The sequence below is a fragment of the Rugamonas fusca genome, assembly GCF_014042365.1.
Classification (GTDB): domain Bacteria; phylum Pseudomonadota; class Gammaproteobacteria; order Burkholderiales; family Burkholderiaceae_D; genus Rugamonas; species Rugamonas fusca.
The window spans coordinates 167,771-183,537 of record NZ_JACEZS010000003.1 but is presented as its reverse complement, the minus strand read 5'-3'; the positions used below and the strand labels follow the sequence as shown (position 1 = coordinate 183,537).

General features: G+C 61.5%; 11 protein-coding genes. 2 read left to right on the top strand and 9 right to left on the bottom strand.

Annotated features, from left to right (window positions below):
* Positions 1-25: 25 nt before the first annotated feature.
* From H3H36_RS05590 to H3H36_RS05555, 8 genes are all read right to left on the bottom strand, one after another.
* A complete protein-coding gene (locus H3H36_RS05590) occupies positions 26-2,086 on the bottom strand; it encodes a 3-hydroxybutyrate oligomer hydrolase family protein (RefSeq protein WP_182215036.1) in 2,061 nt (686 codons plus the stop codon).
* 156 nt (positions 2,087-2,242) lie between these two features.
* Entirely contained in the window at positions 2,243-3,226 is a 984-nt protein-coding gene (locus H3H36_RS05585; RefSeq protein ID WP_182215034.1) for a branched-chain amino acid ABC transporter permease, read from the bottom strand.
* 11 nt (positions 3,227-3,237) lie between these two features.
* The gene (locus H3H36_RS05580) at positions 3,238-4,122 is read right to left on the bottom strand and encodes a branched-chain amino acid ABC transporter permease (RefSeq protein ID WP_182215032.1); all 885 of its coding nucleotides are present in this window, start codon (positions 4,120-4,122) and stop codon (positions 3,238-3,240) included.
* Positions 4,123-4,235: 113 nt separating this feature from the next.
* A complete protein-coding gene (locus tag H3H36_RS05575) occupies positions 4,236-5,444 on the bottom strand; it encodes an ABC transporter substrate-binding protein (RefSeq protein ID WP_182215030.1) in 1,209 nt (402 codons plus the stop codon).
* A gap of 47 nt (positions 5,445-5,491) precedes the next feature.
* Complete coding sequence (locus H3H36_RS05570) at positions 5,492-6,199, bottom strand: ABC transporter ATP-binding protein (RefSeq protein ID WP_182215028.1); 708 nt, start codon at positions 6,197-6,199, stop codon at positions 5,492-5,494.
* A complete protein-coding gene (locus H3H36_RS05565; RefSeq protein WP_182215026.1) occupies positions 6,199-6,969 on the bottom strand; it encodes an ABC transporter ATP-binding protein in 771 nt (256 codons plus the stop codon). Before H3H36_RS05565 ends, H3H36_RS05570 begins: the two co-directional genes overlap by 1 nt.
* Positions 6,970-7,118: 149 nt before the next feature.
* Positions 7,119-8,750, bottom strand: a complete 1,632-nt coding sequence (locus tag H3H36_RS05560) for a GMC family oxidoreductase (protein WP_182215023.1) — start codon at positions 8,748-8,750, stop codon at positions 7,119-7,121.
* Between the two features lie 38 nt (positions 8,751-8,788).
* A complete protein-coding gene (locus tag H3H36_RS05555) occupies positions 8,789-9,826 on the bottom strand; it encodes an NAD(P)H-dependent flavin oxidoreductase (RefSeq protein ID WP_182215020.1) in 1,038 nt (345 codons plus the stop codon).
* Between H3H36_RS05555 and H3H36_RS05550 the strand changes: the two genes are divergently transcribed.
* Both H3H36_RS05550 and H3H36_RS05545 read left to right on the top strand, forming a co-directional pair.
* A complete protein-coding gene (locus tag H3H36_RS05550; RefSeq protein WP_182215018.1) occupies positions 9,825-10,082 on the top strand; it encodes a hypothetical protein in 258 nt (85 codons plus the stop codon). The genes H3H36_RS05555 and H3H36_RS05550 overlap by 2 nt on opposite strands.
* Positions 10,083-11,172: 1,090 nt before the next feature.
* Positions 11,173-11,925 (top strand): 5'-methylthioadenosine/adenosylhomocysteine nucleosidase, encoded by a 753-nt coding sequence (locus tag H3H36_RS05545; protein ID WP_182215015.1) that lies wholly within the window; start codon positions 11,173-11,175, stop codon positions 11,923-11,925.
* Between the two features lie 84 nt (positions 11,926-12,009).
* Here H3H36_RS05545 and putA read toward each other — a convergent pair whose 3' ends face one another.
* Positions 12,010-15,663 carry a trifunctional transcriptional regulator/proline dehydrogenase/L-glutamate gamma-semialdehyde dehydrogenase gene (gene putA, locus H3H36_RS05540; RefSeq protein WP_182215012.1) on the bottom strand — a complete coding sequence of 1,218 codons (3,654 nt, stop codon included), beginning with the start codon at positions 15,661-15,663 and terminating at the stop codon, positions 12,010-12,012.
* Positions 15,664-15,767: the final 104 nt, after the last annotated feature.

The window sequence follows — 15,767 nt, the reverse complement described above, 5'->3', positions numbered from 1 at the left end:
CTTCCCTGCTGCATTGAAGTCCGACTCAGTTCGGCACGTCCACCACCGTTCCATTGACGTTGATCACATCACCAGCGGCCGGTGTCGCGGCGATCGGCGGCACGTTGGCGATGGTGATCGGCGTGGTGGCGTCGGCCCGCGTCACCGTCCGCACCACTTGCGAAGGCGGCAAGGACGACGTCGAACCGCTCTTCAGGCTGGCATACATGGCATCCAGCGCGCGGAACAGGTAGACGTGCAACGGCACGATACTGGCCGGCAGCGCGTTGGTGAACGAGTCGAAGTGATTGGCATGGGTCACCTCGATGTAGCGCAACTTGCTGGTGGCGCCTTCCACCGCCGCATTCAGGCCCAGGTAGGCGCGCGAAGCATGGTTGACGGGGATCAGCGTGTCGCTGCGTCCCTGCACGATGATGGCCGGCTTGCCGTGCAGATTGCCGGTGGCCGCCACCTCCGCCATGCCAGCCCGCACGCGCGCGCTCTGCGCCTGCAAGCCCACGTCCAGCACGCCGCCGGTCACCGGGTCCATGCCCGTGGACAAAGCGCGCAGGCACAGGAAGCCATCAAGCGACTGGTCGGCCTGGCCATTGCTGGGCGAAATGCCCGCCGTGTACACCTTGGGTATGCCGTCAGCCGAGTTTTCATAGATCACGCTGCCGATGATGCCGTTCTGGGTGGCGAAGCTGGATGCCTTCTGCGCGGCCGTGAACGCCACCGGCAAGCCCGTCGCGTCAACGGGTGCGAACGAGAAGCCGCACACCTTGTCGGTCACGGAGAACTTGCCGTACGCATTTGCGTACGTCACCGCCACCAGGATATTGGTGCCGGCATGGGCCGCCTGCAACACATCCGAATCGGCCAGCCAGCCGTATGCTTTCAGGCGCGCCTTGGCGTCGGCCTGCTGCGTGGGCAGGTCGCCCGCCACCAGCAAGTCCTTGGCCGTCAACGCGGTGCAGCGCCCCGCACTGCCGGCAATGCACGGCTGGTACAACGCGGCAAACGTCGAGTAATCGAACAGCGCCTTGCCCTGGGCCGTGGCCGGTGTACCGCCCTGGCGCACGGTATAGCCCGTGGCCATCTTGGGCTGGATCTGCGGTTCGGTCGCCGCCACGCCGCCGATCAGGCCCTTGGTGTCCTGCTCGGCCGCCAGCAGCGCAGAGCCGGCGCCATTCGAAATGCTCGACGCGATCGTCACCGTGTTGCGCGGCGTGAGGCGCACGATGTGGCTCTTGTTGTCCGATGCCAGCACGCCGTACTTCTCATTGAGGACGTAAAAGGCGAATTCCACGGCCTGCAGTGTGAACTTGCCCCAATCCTTTTCCGGGTTCTGCTGCGAGTGCGCGTGCTTGAAGGCGACCCGGCCCGTCAACTTGGCGAACGCAGTCCGGTCGGCGTCGCTCAACGTGGGCGAGAAGTTAGCGTTCTTGCCGGCGGCCGTGCGCGTGGACCGTATGCCGTTCTGCAAGTTCACGCTATCGTCGTCGAAAGTGTACAGGCCGGTGCCGCTGCCCTTGTCGGCATAGGCGACCGCGCAGTTGTTCTTCAGTCCCCACTCGCCGGCACTGCCGATGGCGCCGTAGACGCCGCGCGAACCGCTGGACGTGCCGGTCACGATGCAGGCATGGTCGGGATCGAAACTGGCCGGCACCTGCACCATCAGCGTGACGTTCTGGTTGCCCGTGCCGTCGTCGGCATAGGCCAGGTACTCGGTGCCAGCCACCTTGCCCTCGCTGGTCGTCACGTTGCCCTTGGCGTCCACATTGGGGCCATACAGCGTGCCGTAGCCGCTGTTGGCGTTGATATCGAGCACGGCCCGGTAATTGGCCCAGATCGCGTTGCGGCGCAGTTCCGCGGCGGTGGGATTGGCGGGATCGGCATAGGCGGGCGCGGCGGCAGCCAGCCCCGTTTTGCCCAGACCGGCGGTCAGTAAATCGTCGCTGCTGCCGTCATAGGTGGTGCTGGTGATGGTGCCCAGGTAGGACGGCGGCGCGTTCAGCTCGTCGGGCATGTGGCTGTTGCTGCCGCAGGAGGCCAGCGCCGCGCCGGCGCCGGCCAGCGCGGCGAATTTGGTCAGTGTGCGTTTCATGTCTTCCTCTCGGTTCCGTTAGAAGTGGATTTCCGGCCCATGCAGGCGCAATCGACAACATCTGGGACGAGTTTGCCCATCCAGGCCAAAGGCTAGATACAAAGACAATATTGCAAGAAAAAACGCCGGACAGGAAGTCCGGCGCCGGTTGCTACATCAGGCGTGCTTGCCGCCGCCGTTGCCGCCGAAACGGGCCACGAATTCCCCGACGATGCCGCGCCGGAACAACAGCACGCAAGCGACGAAGATCAAGCCCGTCACCATGCTGACGGCCTCGCCCAATTGGTTGAACCAGTCGATGCCCGTATGGCCGGCCAGGAAGCCGCCCAGGTCGCCCAGCTTGTTCTCCAGCGCGATGATGATCATGGCACCCAGGATGGGGCCGGCCAGCGTGCCCATGCCCCCTACCAGCGTCATCAGGATCACCAGACCGGACATGCTCCAGTGCACGTCCGTCAGCGTCTCAAAGCCCTGCACCAGCGTGTTGGTGGCGCCGGCCAGCCCGGCCAGCGTGGCCGACAGCACGAAGGCCAGCAGCTTGTACTTGTCCACGTCGTAACCGAGCGAAATGGCGCGCGGTTCGTTTTCCTTGATGGCCTTGAGCACTTGTCCGAACGGCGAATGCACGGTGCGCACGATCAGCGCGAAACCGCCCACGGCGATGGCCAGTACCACGTAGTACAGCACGAAGTCGTTGCCCAGGTCGAGCATGCCCAGCAGCTTTCCACGTGGAACGCCCTGCAAGCCATCCTCGCCCCCCGTCAGTTCACCGGCCCGCAGGCAACCGAAGTAGACCATCTGCGCCAGCGCCAGCGTGATCATCGAGAAATAAATGCCCTGGCGGCGGATGGCCAGCGCGCCCATCACGAGTCCGATCAACGCCGCCGCGCCCGCGCCAGCCAGCAGCCCCAGCTCGACCGGCAAGCCCCATACCTTGAGCGCATTGCCGGCCACATAGCCGGCCGCACCAAAGAACGCGGCATGGCCGAACGACAGCAAGCCCGTGAAACCGATCAGCAGATTGAACGCGCACGCGAACAGCGAGAAGCACAGCAGCTTCATCAGGAACACCGGATAGCCGACGAACGGCGCGGCCAGGGCGATAGCGAAGGCGATTGCGTAGCCTGTATTCTTGTTCATGCGTGACCTCTTTATTTTTCTTTGCCGAACAGGCCGGCGGGACGCAACAACAGCACGATGATCATCACCACGAACACCACCGTGGCCGATCCTTCGGGGTAATACACCCGCGTCAAGCCCTCGATCACGCCCAGCGCCAGCCCGGTGAGGATGGAACCCATGATAGAACCCATGCCGCCGATCACCACGACGGCGAACACGACGATGATGAGGTTGGAGCCCATCAGCGGCGAGACCTGGATGATGGGCGCCGCCAGCACGCCGGCAAAGCCCGCCAGCGCCACGCCAAAGCCATAGGTCATGGTCACCATCAGCGGCACGTTGACGCCGAACGCTTCCACCAGCTTCGGGTTTTCCGTGCCGGCGCGCAGGTAGGAACCGAGCTTGGTTTTCTCGATCACGAACCAGGTGGCCAGGCACACGGCCAGCGAGGCCAGCACCACCCAGGCCCGGTAATTGGGCAGCACCATGAAACCCAGGTCCGTGGCGCCAGCCAGCAGTTCCGGCACCTCGAACGGCTGGCCGGACACGCCGTAGAACGAGCGGAACACGCCTTCCACCATCAGCGTGATGCCGAACGTCAGCAGCAGGCCGTACAGGTGGTCCAGCTTGTACAGCCAGCGCAGCATGGTCTTCTCGATGATGATGCCGAACGCACCTACCAGGATCGGTGCCAGCACCAGCATCACCCAGTAATTGAGGCCCAGGTAGGTCATGCCCATCCAGGCCAGGAAGGCGCCCATCATGTACAGCGCGCCATGGGAAAAGTTAATCACGTTCAGCAAGCCGAAGATGACCGCCAGCCCCAGCGACAGCATGGCGTAGAACGAGCCGTTGACCAGTCCCAGCAGCAACTGGCTCAGCATCGCGGGCAGGGGAACGCCGAATATATCCATGAGATCACAGTCTAGTATCACCGCGCGCGGTGAGGGTGAACAGGGAAACGCCGCCGGCACGGGGCCGGCGGCACACAGCACGATGCAGGTGGGACGCGGCGCGCCCCGTCAGCTTATTTCCACAACGAACACTTGGTCTCGGCCTTGGTCACGTAGGCCTGGGCGCCCGGCACCACGGCCGCCACCTTGTAGTAGTCCCATGGATACTTGGACTCGGATGGCTTCTTCACTTCCATCAGGTACATATCGTGCACCATGCGGCCGTCGGGGCGGATCTCGCCGGCCTTGGTGTACATGTCGCTGATCTTGGTCGATTTCAGGCGCGCCATCACCTTGTCCGAGTCGTCCGTGCCAGCGGCCTTGACGGCCTTCAGGTAGTTGCTCACGGCCGAATAGTCGGCCGCCTGCAGGCTCGACGGCTCCTTCTTCATCTTGTCGAAATAGCGCTTGGACCAGGCGCGGGTTTCAGGATTCATGTCCCAGTACCAGCTGTCGGTCAGGTACATGTTCTGGGTCAGGTTCAGGCCCAGCGAATGGATGTCGTTGATGAACATCAGCAAGCCGGCCAGCTTCATCTTCTTGGTGATGCCGAACTCGTTGGCGGCCTTGATCGAGTTGATGGCGTCGCCGCCGGCGTTGGCCAGGCCCAGGATCTGCGCCCCCGACGATTGCGCCTGCAGCAGGAAGGACGAGAAATCGGACGCCGACAGCGGATGCTTGACACTGCCCAGCACCTTGCCGCCGTTGGCCTTGACCACGTCGGCCGTATCCTTTTCCAGCGACTGGCCGAACGCATAGTCAGCCGTCAGGAAATACCAGCTCTTGCCGCCCTGCTTGACGATGGCGCCGCCCGTGCCGCGCGCCAGCGCCACCGTGTCGTAAGCGTAGTGCACGGTGTAAGGCGTGCATTCCTCGTTCGTCAAACGGGCCGAGCCGGCGCCGATCGAAATGAACACTTTCTTCTTCTCGGCCGCCACCTTGGCCATGGCCAGGTTGGCGCCCGAGTTGGTGCCGCCCACCAGCAGGTCCACGCCCTGCTGGTCGAACCATTCGCGCGCCTTGGAGGCCGCGATGTCGGCCTTGTTCTGGTGGTCCGCGGAAATGAACTCGACCTTCTTGCCGGCGATGACCACGCCCGCATCGGCGATCGCCATCTTGATCGCTTCCGCCCCGCCAGGGCCGTCGATGTCGGAATACAGGCCAGACATGTCGGTGATGAAACCGATCTTGATGGTATCGCCCGATACCTGGGCTTGTGCGGCATAGGACAGCCCCATGGCGCAGACGGTGGTGGCGGCGATGGCGATAGTCTTGAGTTTCATTTTGTCTCCGTTCAGGATTGGTATTGTTAGTCAGCGGTACAACGACACTACACGCCCAGCAGCTCGGTCAACACCGGCATCTTGGCGCTCAATTCAGACGCAACAAAGGTTTCCACGATCTGCCCGTGTTCCATCACATAAAACCGGTCCGCCAGTGGCGCGGCGAAGCGGAAATTCTGTTCCACCATGACGATGGTGTAGCCCTTGGCCTTGAGCGTGGTGATCATGCGGGCCAGGCCCTGCACGATGACGGGCGCCAGGCCTTCGGAAATTTCGTCGAGCAGCAGCAGGCGCGCGCCCGTGCGCAGGATGCGGGCCACGGCCAGCATCTGCTGCTCGCCGCCCGACAGCCGCGTACCCTGGCTGTGCTTGCGCTCCTCCAGGTTGGGGAACATGGTATAAATCTCCGCCACCGACATGCCCGGCTGACCCGTGGCCAGATGGGGCGGCAACATCAGGTTTTCCTCCGTCGACAGCGACGAGAAAATGCCCCGCTCCTCCGGGCAATAACCGACGCCCAGGTGCGCCACCTTGTGGGTCGGCAAACCGATCGCTTCCACGCCATTGATCTTGATCGAGCCCTTGCGCGCACCCGTGAGCCCCATGATGGCGCGCATGGTCGTCGTGCGCCCGGCGCCGTTGCGGCCCAGCAGCGTAACCACTTCGCCCGGCTGCACCACCAGGTTCACGTTATGCAGGATGTGGGATTCGCCGTACCACGCTTGAAGATTGGTGATTTCCAGTGCGGCCGTCATCAGTGCGCTCCTTCCAGCACTGCCGCTTCCGTGCCCATATACGCTTCCATCACTTGCGGGTTGGTCGACACTTCCGCATAGCTGCCCTCGGCCAGCATGGCGCCGCGCTGCAGGACGGAGATCTTGTCGCAGATGCCGGACACCACTTTCATGTTGTGTTCGACCATGAGAATGGTGCGGCCAACCGACACCTTCTTGATCAACTCCGTCACCCGGTGCACGTCTTCATGGCCCATGCCCTGGGTCGGTTCGTCGAGCAGCATCAGTTCCGGCTCCATCGCCAGCGTGGTGGCAATTTCCAGCGCCCGCTTGCGTCCATAAGGCATATCGACCGTGATGGTGTCGGCAAATTCCGTCAAATCCACTTCGGCCAGCAATTCCATGGCGCGCGCGTTGAGCTTGGACAAACTGCGTTCGCTTTGCCAGAAATTGAAGCTGGTGCCGAGCTGGCGTTGCAGGCCGATGCGCACGTTCTGCAGCACGGTCAGGTGGGGGAAAACGGCGGAAATCTGGAAGGAACGAATCACGCCCATGCGGGCGATCTGGGCTGGCTTGTCGGCCGTGATGTCCTTGCCATTGAACAGGATCTGGCCGGAGGTGGGGACCAGGAATTTGGTGAGCAGGTTAAAGCACGTTGTCTTGCCTGCGCCATTGGGACCGATCAGCGCGTGTATGTGGCCGCGCTGGACCTTCAGATTCACGTCATTAACGGCCGTGAACCCCTTGAATTCCTTGGTCAAATTCTTTGTTTCCAAGATAACGCTGGACATCCTGTCTCCTAGTTATTCTTTGCAAACTACAAATTTTATTCAGATCATACACACTAACAATTTGGCTAACAATACAGTATAACTACCATTGATTTTTGATCCATGCCTATCAAATGTGGGGCAAAAATCGCTCAAAATACGACATTCTGTTACCGGTTTTTCCAGCAAGCATGGATCAGTCCGGCTGCTTTCTCCGCGATCATCATAGTGGGAGAGTTGGTATTCCCGGAAGTAATATTCGGCATGATAGCCGCATCTGCCACACGCAAGCCCCGCACCCCGATCACGCGCAAAGCAGGATCGACCACCGCCGCAGGGTCGTCGGCCCGTCCCATTTTGCACGTGCCCACCGGATGGAAAATCGTCGTACCGATGGTACCGGCCGCCTGCGCCAGTTCTTCCTCGGTCTGAAAATGCAGCCCCGGCTTGAATTCCTCCGGCGCGAACGGCTGCAGCGCGGGCGCGGCGACGATGCGGCGCGTCAATGCCAGCGCGGCGGCTGCCGTCTTGCGATCCTCCGCCGTGCTCAGGTAGTGCGGTGCGATGGCCGGCGCCGCAAAAGAATCGGCCGAGACGATGCGCACCTGCCCGCGCGACGTGGGCCGCAAGTGGCACACGCTGGCCGTGAAAGCTGGAAACGCATGCAAGGGCTCGCCAAATTTTTCCAGCGATAAAGGCTGGACATGGTATTCCAGGTCCGGCGTGGCCACGCCGGGATCGGATCTGGCAAAGGCACCCAGCTGCGACGGCGCCATCGACATCGGCCCGCTTTGCCGCAGCGCATATTCAAGCCCGATTTTCATCTTGCCGTACCAGGTGCTGGCCATGGTGTTCAGGGTTTTCGCCCCCTTCACCTTGTACACCATGCGCAGCTGCAAATGATCCTGCAAATTCTCGCCCACGCCGGCCAAATCAGCCACCGGCGTGATGCCATGGGATTGCAGCAGCGCCGCCGGTCCGATGCCCGACAATTGCAGGATGTGCGGCGAACCGATCGCGCCGGCCGTCAGCAAGGTTTCCCGCCTGGCGCGCGCGTTCCAGGCTGTGCCGCCGCCCGTAAACTGCACGCCGCGGCAAACGGGGCCATGCTCGTCCCGCTCGATCACCAACCGTTCCACGTGGCAGCCCGTCATGATGGTCAGGTTGGGTCGCCCCGCAACGGGCCGCAGGAAGGCCTTGGACGCATTCCACCGGATGCCCCGCTTCTGGTTCACGTCGAAATAGCCGCAGCCGGCATTGTCGCCGCCATTGAAATCATCCACCCTGGCGATGCCGGTCTGCTCGGCCGCCTCACGGAATGCATCGAGGATTTTCCACGACAGGCGCTGCTTTTCCACCCGCCACTCGCCGCCCGCGCCATGCACGGCCGAGGCGCCGCCATGGTAATCCTCGCTTTGCTTAAACAATGGCAACACCGCATCCCAGCGCCAGCCTGGATCGCCCGTCAGCTCGGCCCAGCGGTCGTAATCGCCCGCCTGGCCGCGCATATAAATCATGCCGTTGATGGAAGAACTGCCGCCCAGCACTTTGCCGCGCGGATAAATCAGGCTGCGTCCGCCAAGGCCGGCATCGGACTCGGTACGGTAAAGCCAATCCGTGCGCGGGTTGCCGATGCAATGCAAATAGCCAACCGGGATATGAATCCACACATAATCATCCTTGCCACCCGCCTCGATCAGCAACACCTGGGCGTCCTTGTCGCGGCTGAGCCGGTTGGCCAGCACACAACCGGCCGAACCAGCGCCCACGATGACGTAGTCGTACTCTCCCGCTGATTCCAATGCCGTTCCTCCACGATAAAGTTGCGGCTACGCTACGTTCAAGCGGCTTTGATTTCCGCCAACAGGGTCTGCACCAGTTGCGCAACCGGCATCGCGCGCGCCCGCGCCACGCCCATCCCGCACCACAAGGACATGAATTCCGTGTCGCCGCGCTTGGCCGCTTCCGCCCGAATACTGCCAGTGAGTGCATTTTGCACAGGATATGGTGGCACTTGTTGCTCCACGGCCGCCATCATCTGCATGAAGCGATTGTCCAGGCCGCGCGCATAACGGCCGGAAAAACTGCGCGTGAGCCGGGTTGGATGCTCGCCCGCCGTCAACAAACGCTGCTTGTAAGCGGGATGGATGCCTGATTCGTCCGTCACGAGAAACGCCGTGCCCATCTGCACCGCCTGGGCGCCGGCTGCCAGCGCACGCTTGATGTCGGCGCCATCCATGATGCCGCCGGCCGCGATTACAGGAATACGCACGGCGGCCACCACTTGTGGCAACAATTCGAAAGTGGTCAGCTTGGCCTCCGTTTGCGGACCGAGGAAAGTGCCACGATGGCCGCCCGCCTCCACGCCGGACGCGATGACGGCATCGGCGCCCCGTTCCTGCCAGGCCAACGCCTCATCGACAGTGGTGATGGTGCCGATCACGAAGATGCCGGCATCATGCAAACGCGCGATCTGCTGCGCGCTGAGGATGCCGAACGTGAAACTGGCGACAACCGGTTTCAACTCGATCAACGTTTCAAACTGGGCCGCGAAATCCTCGCACCATTTGGCTGGTTTCGGCAGATCCGACCATCCCAGGGCCGACCAGACTGGCTCCAGCATGGCGATGCCGGCTGCGACCTCGGCCGCATCGGGCGACGGCGTCTGTAAAACAAAGAAATTGAGGCAGAAAGGACGGTCTGTCAGGCTGCGGATCTGGGCAACCTGGGTACGCAAGGTGTCGGGCGACAACAACGAGCCGGCCAGCGATCCCAGTGCGCCGGTATCTGACACGGCCGCCACCTGGGCAGGTGTATTGGGGCCGCCAGCCATCGGTCCCTGGATGATGGGATGTGGAAAAAGTGTCCGTAAATCCATGCATTTCCTCCTGAAACAACGTCCCGTGGCGGTTCATGCACAAAAAACCGGCAAATTCGGCCGTTTTTCTTGTGGACAAGTCTCTGGATATCCACAGGCGCGAAATGTGAGTAAACAAACCCAAAATCCGGCGCCGCTTTTTTATCCCAAAACAGTGCGCCGGTCATACAAGGTTTACGCGCCTGCTTATGCATCGCGCAAACGCTTGATTCTAATCCAAATTGCTGACTTATCCACAGAAACGTGTCTGCGTTAACAACTACTACTATTTTTATATACGACTTTACAGTAAACCAAAGCCAACACAACGCGAAGAAAAACCGGACACGGATGCGACTTTGTCAGCGAGCGCGGCTCACGCCGCGCGACACGCGAGATGACCATGCTGAACACCAGACCTGCCGGCCAGCACTACGCTTCGCAACGTTTGCCTCGCTTACCTTGTACGTGATGACGTGCTCACTTTTTCCTGCATTCCATGGCAACGGGATGCTTGCCCCTTCAAAAGATTCGGGACGGTTGGGCCCAGGCGCCTTGAGTAAAGACCTGTCGCCGCAAAACGGTTCTTGATTGGAGGCGTCGAAACTCAGATTTCGCGGTTTTATGGCGGAAAGGCCACCAAGTTGGGTGACTGAAGGCGAAAAAACGTGAGAAAACCACTGGTTTGGTGATTAGCCTGTTGATAACTTACTGGATATCCACAGGACGACTTGTGCGTAAGGACAAATTTGTCCAAAGGCCGCCATTTTATACAGAATTGCTCCTGAACTGATACAGCGATTATGCAAGAGCTTATCTACGTCGTAAACGGATGATTTTTAAGCTGTTAACCTACTTATCCACAGGAATTTACACGTTTACTACTACTACTATTTTGATATAAAACTTTTGTAAACAACTAAAACGCAAAAGCCGCCGGGCGCTCAAAAAAAAACGTTAACCGCTGTACTGCCAAACGTGCTAGAAGCGCCTGCTTCGCATCCAGGAGCGCAAAGCTGGCCAAGAAATGCCTCTAATCGCGTCATTTTTACTTCCGTGTTGTGGATAAGCGCCTGCATATCCACAGGACGAGATGTGGGAAAACACGCTACTTGTGCACACGAAATTTTTTATCCCAAATTCATCCGTCGTAGATACAATGCTTGTGCAGCCGGTTGTCTGTACGCTAAGACCATGATTTTGTTATGGTTTACCAGCTTATCCACAGAAAAGTGCAGGTTTACTATCTACTATCAGGTTTATATATTCATCTTTATATAAAACACTGAGCAACGGTACGCAGTGGAAAAATCGTCCGTTGTCCACCTTGAAAAACCGCCTCCAGGACGATGAATTCACAGAAAAGTATGCGTTTAGGCATCATCAGCGCGTTGGCTGAAGAACAGCACGGGCTGATAGAAGCCATGGAAGGGCCCTACAAGCGCGTGCACGGCATGCGGGAGTACACGGCAGGGAAGTTGTGGGAAATCGACGCTGTGTGCGTTTTATCGCGTATAGGCAAGGTTGCAGCGGCCATGACAGCCGCAATCCTTGTGGAAAAGTTCGAAGTTACGCACATCGTGTTCACCGGCGTCGCTGGCAGTGCCGATCCTGAGGTCAATGTTGGGGATATAGTGGTGGCAGAATCGCTGGTTCAGCACGATTTTGACGCCAGTCCCCTGTTTCCGCGCTATCAGATCCCCTTGACGGGTTTGTCGCACTTCGAAACGGACGTGACATTGAGCGATCGGATGGCTGGCGCTGGCCAGCAATTTATCGAGCATGGCCTGGGTGGCGTGATCAGCCCGGAAACGGCGCACGCATTCCGATTGAACAAACCGCGGCTGCACCGCGGCTTGATCGCCAGTGGCGACCAGTTCATCGGCAAGCGAGGCCAGGTCACGCAGCTGAAAGCGGCCCTGCCCGCCTTGCTGGCGGTGGAAATGGAAGGCGCGGCAGTGGCGCAAGTGTGTTTTGAGCTGGGCATCCCGTTCGCCGTCATCCGCACGATTTCAGACAAAGCCAATGAAGACGCCGCCACTGACTTCATGCATTTTGTCAAAACCGTCGCCTCCCCCTACGCCTTCGACATCCTCCAACGCTTCTGTCTTGCTCAATAGAAAAATCGGGGACGTAACACAGTTTTCCTTTCAGGAAAAACCGTGTTACGTCCCCGATTTTGGGGTGGGGTAAGGTTTTTGGGCTTAGGCTTCCAGCGTCATCAGGCTGGCGTTGCCGCCGGCTGCCGTTGTGTTGACGCACAGGGCGCGCTCGGCGAGCAGGCGCCACAGCGGGATGGCGCCGTCTTCGTTGGTGTCGATCAGGGCCACCAGCGCGCCGTCACGGGCCGCCAGCTGCGGGCGCAGCGTGTTCACCAGCGACGATTCCACCAGAGCGACCTGGAATTCGCCTTCGAGCTGGCCCAGCATTGCGACCGTGCGTACGCCTGCCATCACGGATGCCGGCAAGCCAGCAGGCAGCAGGCAGGCCGTTTCCGTGCTCATCAAGGCGGTATTGCCGGTCGCCAAGGTGGCGGCCAGTTGATTCAGCAGGCAGGCGGCCGTCGATGCCGCGCAGACGATGGCGCCACGGCCCACGAAACTCAAGGTATTGCGTTCTCCCGTCGGGCCAGGCAGGACGGTGGTGCTGCCCAGCATGGTCGTGCGGCTGTATTGCTCGATCATGCTGGCCAGTTGCTCCTTGCCCTGCTGTTTGGCCCACTGCTCCAGGTCATCCAGCGCCGCCGAACCCTGGTGGCCGTGCTGGGCCACAATGGCCGCGCCGCGCTGCAGCCGTTTCAGGTACAGCGGGCCGCCCGCTTTGGGGCCGGTGCCCGATTTGCCTTCGCCGCCAAACGGTTGCACGCCGACCACGGCGCCCACGATGTTGCGGTTCACGTAGATGTTGCCCACATGGGCGCGCGTGCTGATGAACTCAATGGTTTCATCGATGCGGGAATGGATACCCAGCGTCAGGCCGTAGCCGCTGGCGTTGATCTGTTCCACCAGCTTGCCCAGGTCGGCGCGCTTGTAGCGGATCACGTGCAGCACGGGGCCGAACACTTCCTGCTTCAGTTCGCTCAGCGAGCGGATTTCCATCACGGTCGGCGGCACGAAGGTGCCGGCCACGTTGAGCGGCAGTTCCAGCGCGAAATGGCTGACGGCCGTCTGCTTGAGGCGGTTGATGTGGCCCAGCAGGTTTTGCTGCGCTTCCGCGTCGATCACGGGGCCGATGTCGGTCGTCAGCCGGTCCGGATTGCCGACCTTCAGTTCCAGCATGGCGCCCTTGAGCATCTTGATGGTCTTGTCGGCGATATCTTCCTGCAGGAACAGCACGCGCAGGGCCGAGCAGCGCTGGCCGGCGCTGTCGAAGGCCGACGAGATCGCATCCTGCACCACCTGTTCTGGCAGCGCCGACGAATCGACGATCATGGCGTTCTGGCCGCCCGTTTCGGCGATCAGCGGAATGTCCGTGCCCTCCGCCACGGCGCGGCGTGCCAGCGTGCGGTTGATCAGCTGGGCCACTTCCGTCGAGCCCGTGAAAATGACACCCTTGACGCGGGCGTCGTTGCACAGCCCGGCACCCACCACTTCGCCGCGGCCGGGCAGGAATTGCAGCGCGCCGCGCGGAATGCCTGCTGCGTGCAGCAGTTCCACGGCGCGGCAGGCGATCAGCGGCGTTTGCTCGGCCGGCTTGGCCAGCACCACGTTGCCGGCGGCCAGCGCCGCGGCGACCTGGCCCGTGAAGATGGCCAGTGGGAAATTCCACGGGCTGATGCAGGTCACGGGACCGAGCGCCAGCATGTTGGTAGCGCCATGCACCTGGCCCGCGTAGTAGCGCAGGAAGTCGACCGCTTCGCGAATTTCCGCGACAGCGTTCGGCAACGATTTACCCGCTTCGCGCACCGCCAGCGTCATCAGTTCATGCTGGTGGGTTTCGAACAGGTCGGCGGCGCGCGTCAGCGCGGCCGCGCGCAGGGCCGGTTCCGTCGTCTGCCAATCCATGGCGTACTGGCTGGCGCTGGCCAGCGCCGTTTCCACATCGGCCGCGCTCGCTTCAACGAGTTGGCCCACCACATCCGTGCGCTGGGCCGGGTTGGTCACGGCCTGCGAAGGCTGGCCCACACTGACGGGGCCATCCAGCAGCGGCGCGGCGCGCCAGGTGCGCGGGGCGGCCAGCGCATCGGCCAGCGTGCGCAGCACGTCTTCATTGGACAAGTCGACGCCGGCCGAGTTCCGGCGTTCGGCGCCGAACATGGCTTGCGGCAGCGCGATGCCCGGATGGGGCGAGCCGCCCAGCGCGCGCGCCTGTTGCAGCGGGTCCTGGATCAGCGATTCGATGGGCACGCTGGCATCGACGATCTGGTTGACGAACGAGGAATTGGCGCCGTTTTCCAGCAGGCGGCGCACCAGGTAGGCCAGCAGCGTTTCATGCGAGCCGACCGGCGCATAAATACGGCAACCCTTGTCCAGGTTATCCTTGCCCACCACCTGGTCGTACAGGGTTTCGCCCATGCCGTGCAGGCACTGGAATTCATAGTCGGTCACGCCATCGCGCTTGGCCCAGGTGTAGATGGTGGACAAGGTTTGCGCGTTGTGGGTGGCGAACTGCGGGTAGATGACGCTGGTGGCGCCCAGCAACTTCTGCGCGCACACGAGGTAAGACACGTCCGTGTACACCTTGCGCGTATAGACCGGATAGCCGTTCATGCCGTCCACCTGGGCGCGCTTGATTTCAGCATCCCAATATGCGCCCTTGACCAGGCGCACCATGAACTTGCGGCCGCTGCGCTTGGCCAGGTCGATCAGGTAGTCGATCACAAACGGGCAACGTTTCTGGTAAGCCTGCACCACGAAGCCGATGCCGTCGAAGCCGGCCAGTTCGGGATCGAAGGCCATCGCCTCCATCAGGTCCAGCGACAGTTCCAGCCGGTCCGTTTCCTCGGCGTCGATGTTCAGGCCGATGTTGTAGTGCTTGGCCAGCAGCACCAGCTGTTTCACGCGCGGCAGCAGTTCATCCATCACGCGCGCGCGTTGGGCCCGGCTGTAACGGGGATGCAGGGCCGACAGCTTGACGGAAATGCCGGGGCCATCCTTGATGCCGCGGCCGTTCGATGCCTTGCCGATCGCGTGGATGGCCGTTTCGTAGGAAGCGTAATAATTGAGCGCGTCGGCGTCCGTCAGGGCCGCCTCGCCCAGCATGTCGTAGGAATAGCGGTAGCCGCGCGCTTCATTGTCGCGGCCGTTCTTGATGGCTTCGTCGATAGTCTGGCCCGTCACGAACTGATTACCCAACATGCGCATGGCCAGATCCACGCCCTTGCGGATCAGCGGTTCGCCGCCCTTGGCGATCAACTTGGTCATGGCCGAACCAAGGCCCGTTTCGCTGCTGGTCGTGACCAGTTTGCCTGTGATCAGCAAGCCCCAGGTGGCGGCGTTGACGAACAGCGAAGGCGATTCGCCCAGGTGCTTGCGCCAGTCGCCCTTGCTGATCTTGTCTGCGATCAGGCGGTCGGCCGTGGCGCTGTCGGGAATGCGCAGCAGCGCTTCAGCCAGGCACATCAGGGCCACGCCTTCTTCCGATGACAGCGAGAATTCATGCATCAGCGCATCCACGCCGGACGAGCGGGTGCGCTTTTCGCGCACGGCGCTCACCAGCTTGTGTGCCAGTTGCTGGGCTTGCGCGCCGGTGGCGGCGTCGCTGGCGCGCACCTGGCCCAGCAGCCATTGCACGGCCGTCGCCTCGTCGCGGCGGTAGGCGCCGGTGATGGCGGCGCGCAACGGGGTGGGATCACGCAGGATTTCCGCCTGCAGCGCGGCGAAGGGAAGGGTGGAAACCGGGGTAGCGGCTGGGTGCATGGAATACTCTTGTCGGTGAAGTTTTTGATGAGTCCACGTGCAAAAAACGCCCGGCAGGCTCGTGGGCTGGCGGGCGTAATCGGCATCTAAAACGATGAACTGCT

Bases quoted from the DNA above. Each gene is read 5' to 3' on its own strand.
- putA (WP_182215012.1), bottom strand. From the start codon at position 15,663: ATGCACCCAGCCGCTACCCCGGTTTCCACCCTTCCCTTCGCCGCGCTG.
- H3H36_RS05545 (WP_182215015.1), top strand. From the start codon at position 11,173: ATGCGTTTAGGCATCATCAGCGCGTTGGCTGAAGAACAGCACGGGCTG.
- H3H36_RS05565 (WP_182215026.1), bottom strand. From the start codon at position 6,969: ATGTCCAGCGTTATCTTGGAAACAAAGAATTTGACCAAGGAATTCAAG.
- H3H36_RS05555 (WP_182215020.1), bottom strand. From the start codon at position 9,826: ATGGATTTACGGACACTTTTTCCACATCCCATCATCCAGGGACCGATG.
- H3H36_RS05570 (WP_182215028.1), bottom strand. From the start codon at position 6,199: ATGACGGCCGCACTGGAAATCACCAATCTTCAAGCGTGGTACGGCGAA.
- H3H36_RS05585 (WP_182215034.1), bottom strand. From the start codon at position 3,226: ATGAACAAGAATACAGGCTACGCAATCGCCTTCGCTATCGCCCTGGCC.
- H3H36_RS05580 (WP_182215032.1), bottom strand. From the start codon at position 4,122: ATGGATATATTCGGCGTTCCCCTGCCCGCGATGCTGAGCCAGTTGCTG.
- H3H36_RS05590 (WP_182215036.1), bottom strand. From the start codon at position 2,086: ATGAAACGCACACTGACCAAATTCGCCGCGCTGGCCGGCGCCGGCGCG.
- H3H36_RS05550 (WP_182215018.1), top strand. From the start codon at position 9,825: ATGCATTTCCTCCTGAAACAACGTCCCGTGGCGGTTCATGCACAAAAA.
- H3H36_RS05575 (WP_182215030.1), bottom strand. From the start codon at position 5,444: ATGAAACTCAAGACTATCGCCATCGCCGCCACCACCGTCTGCGCCATG.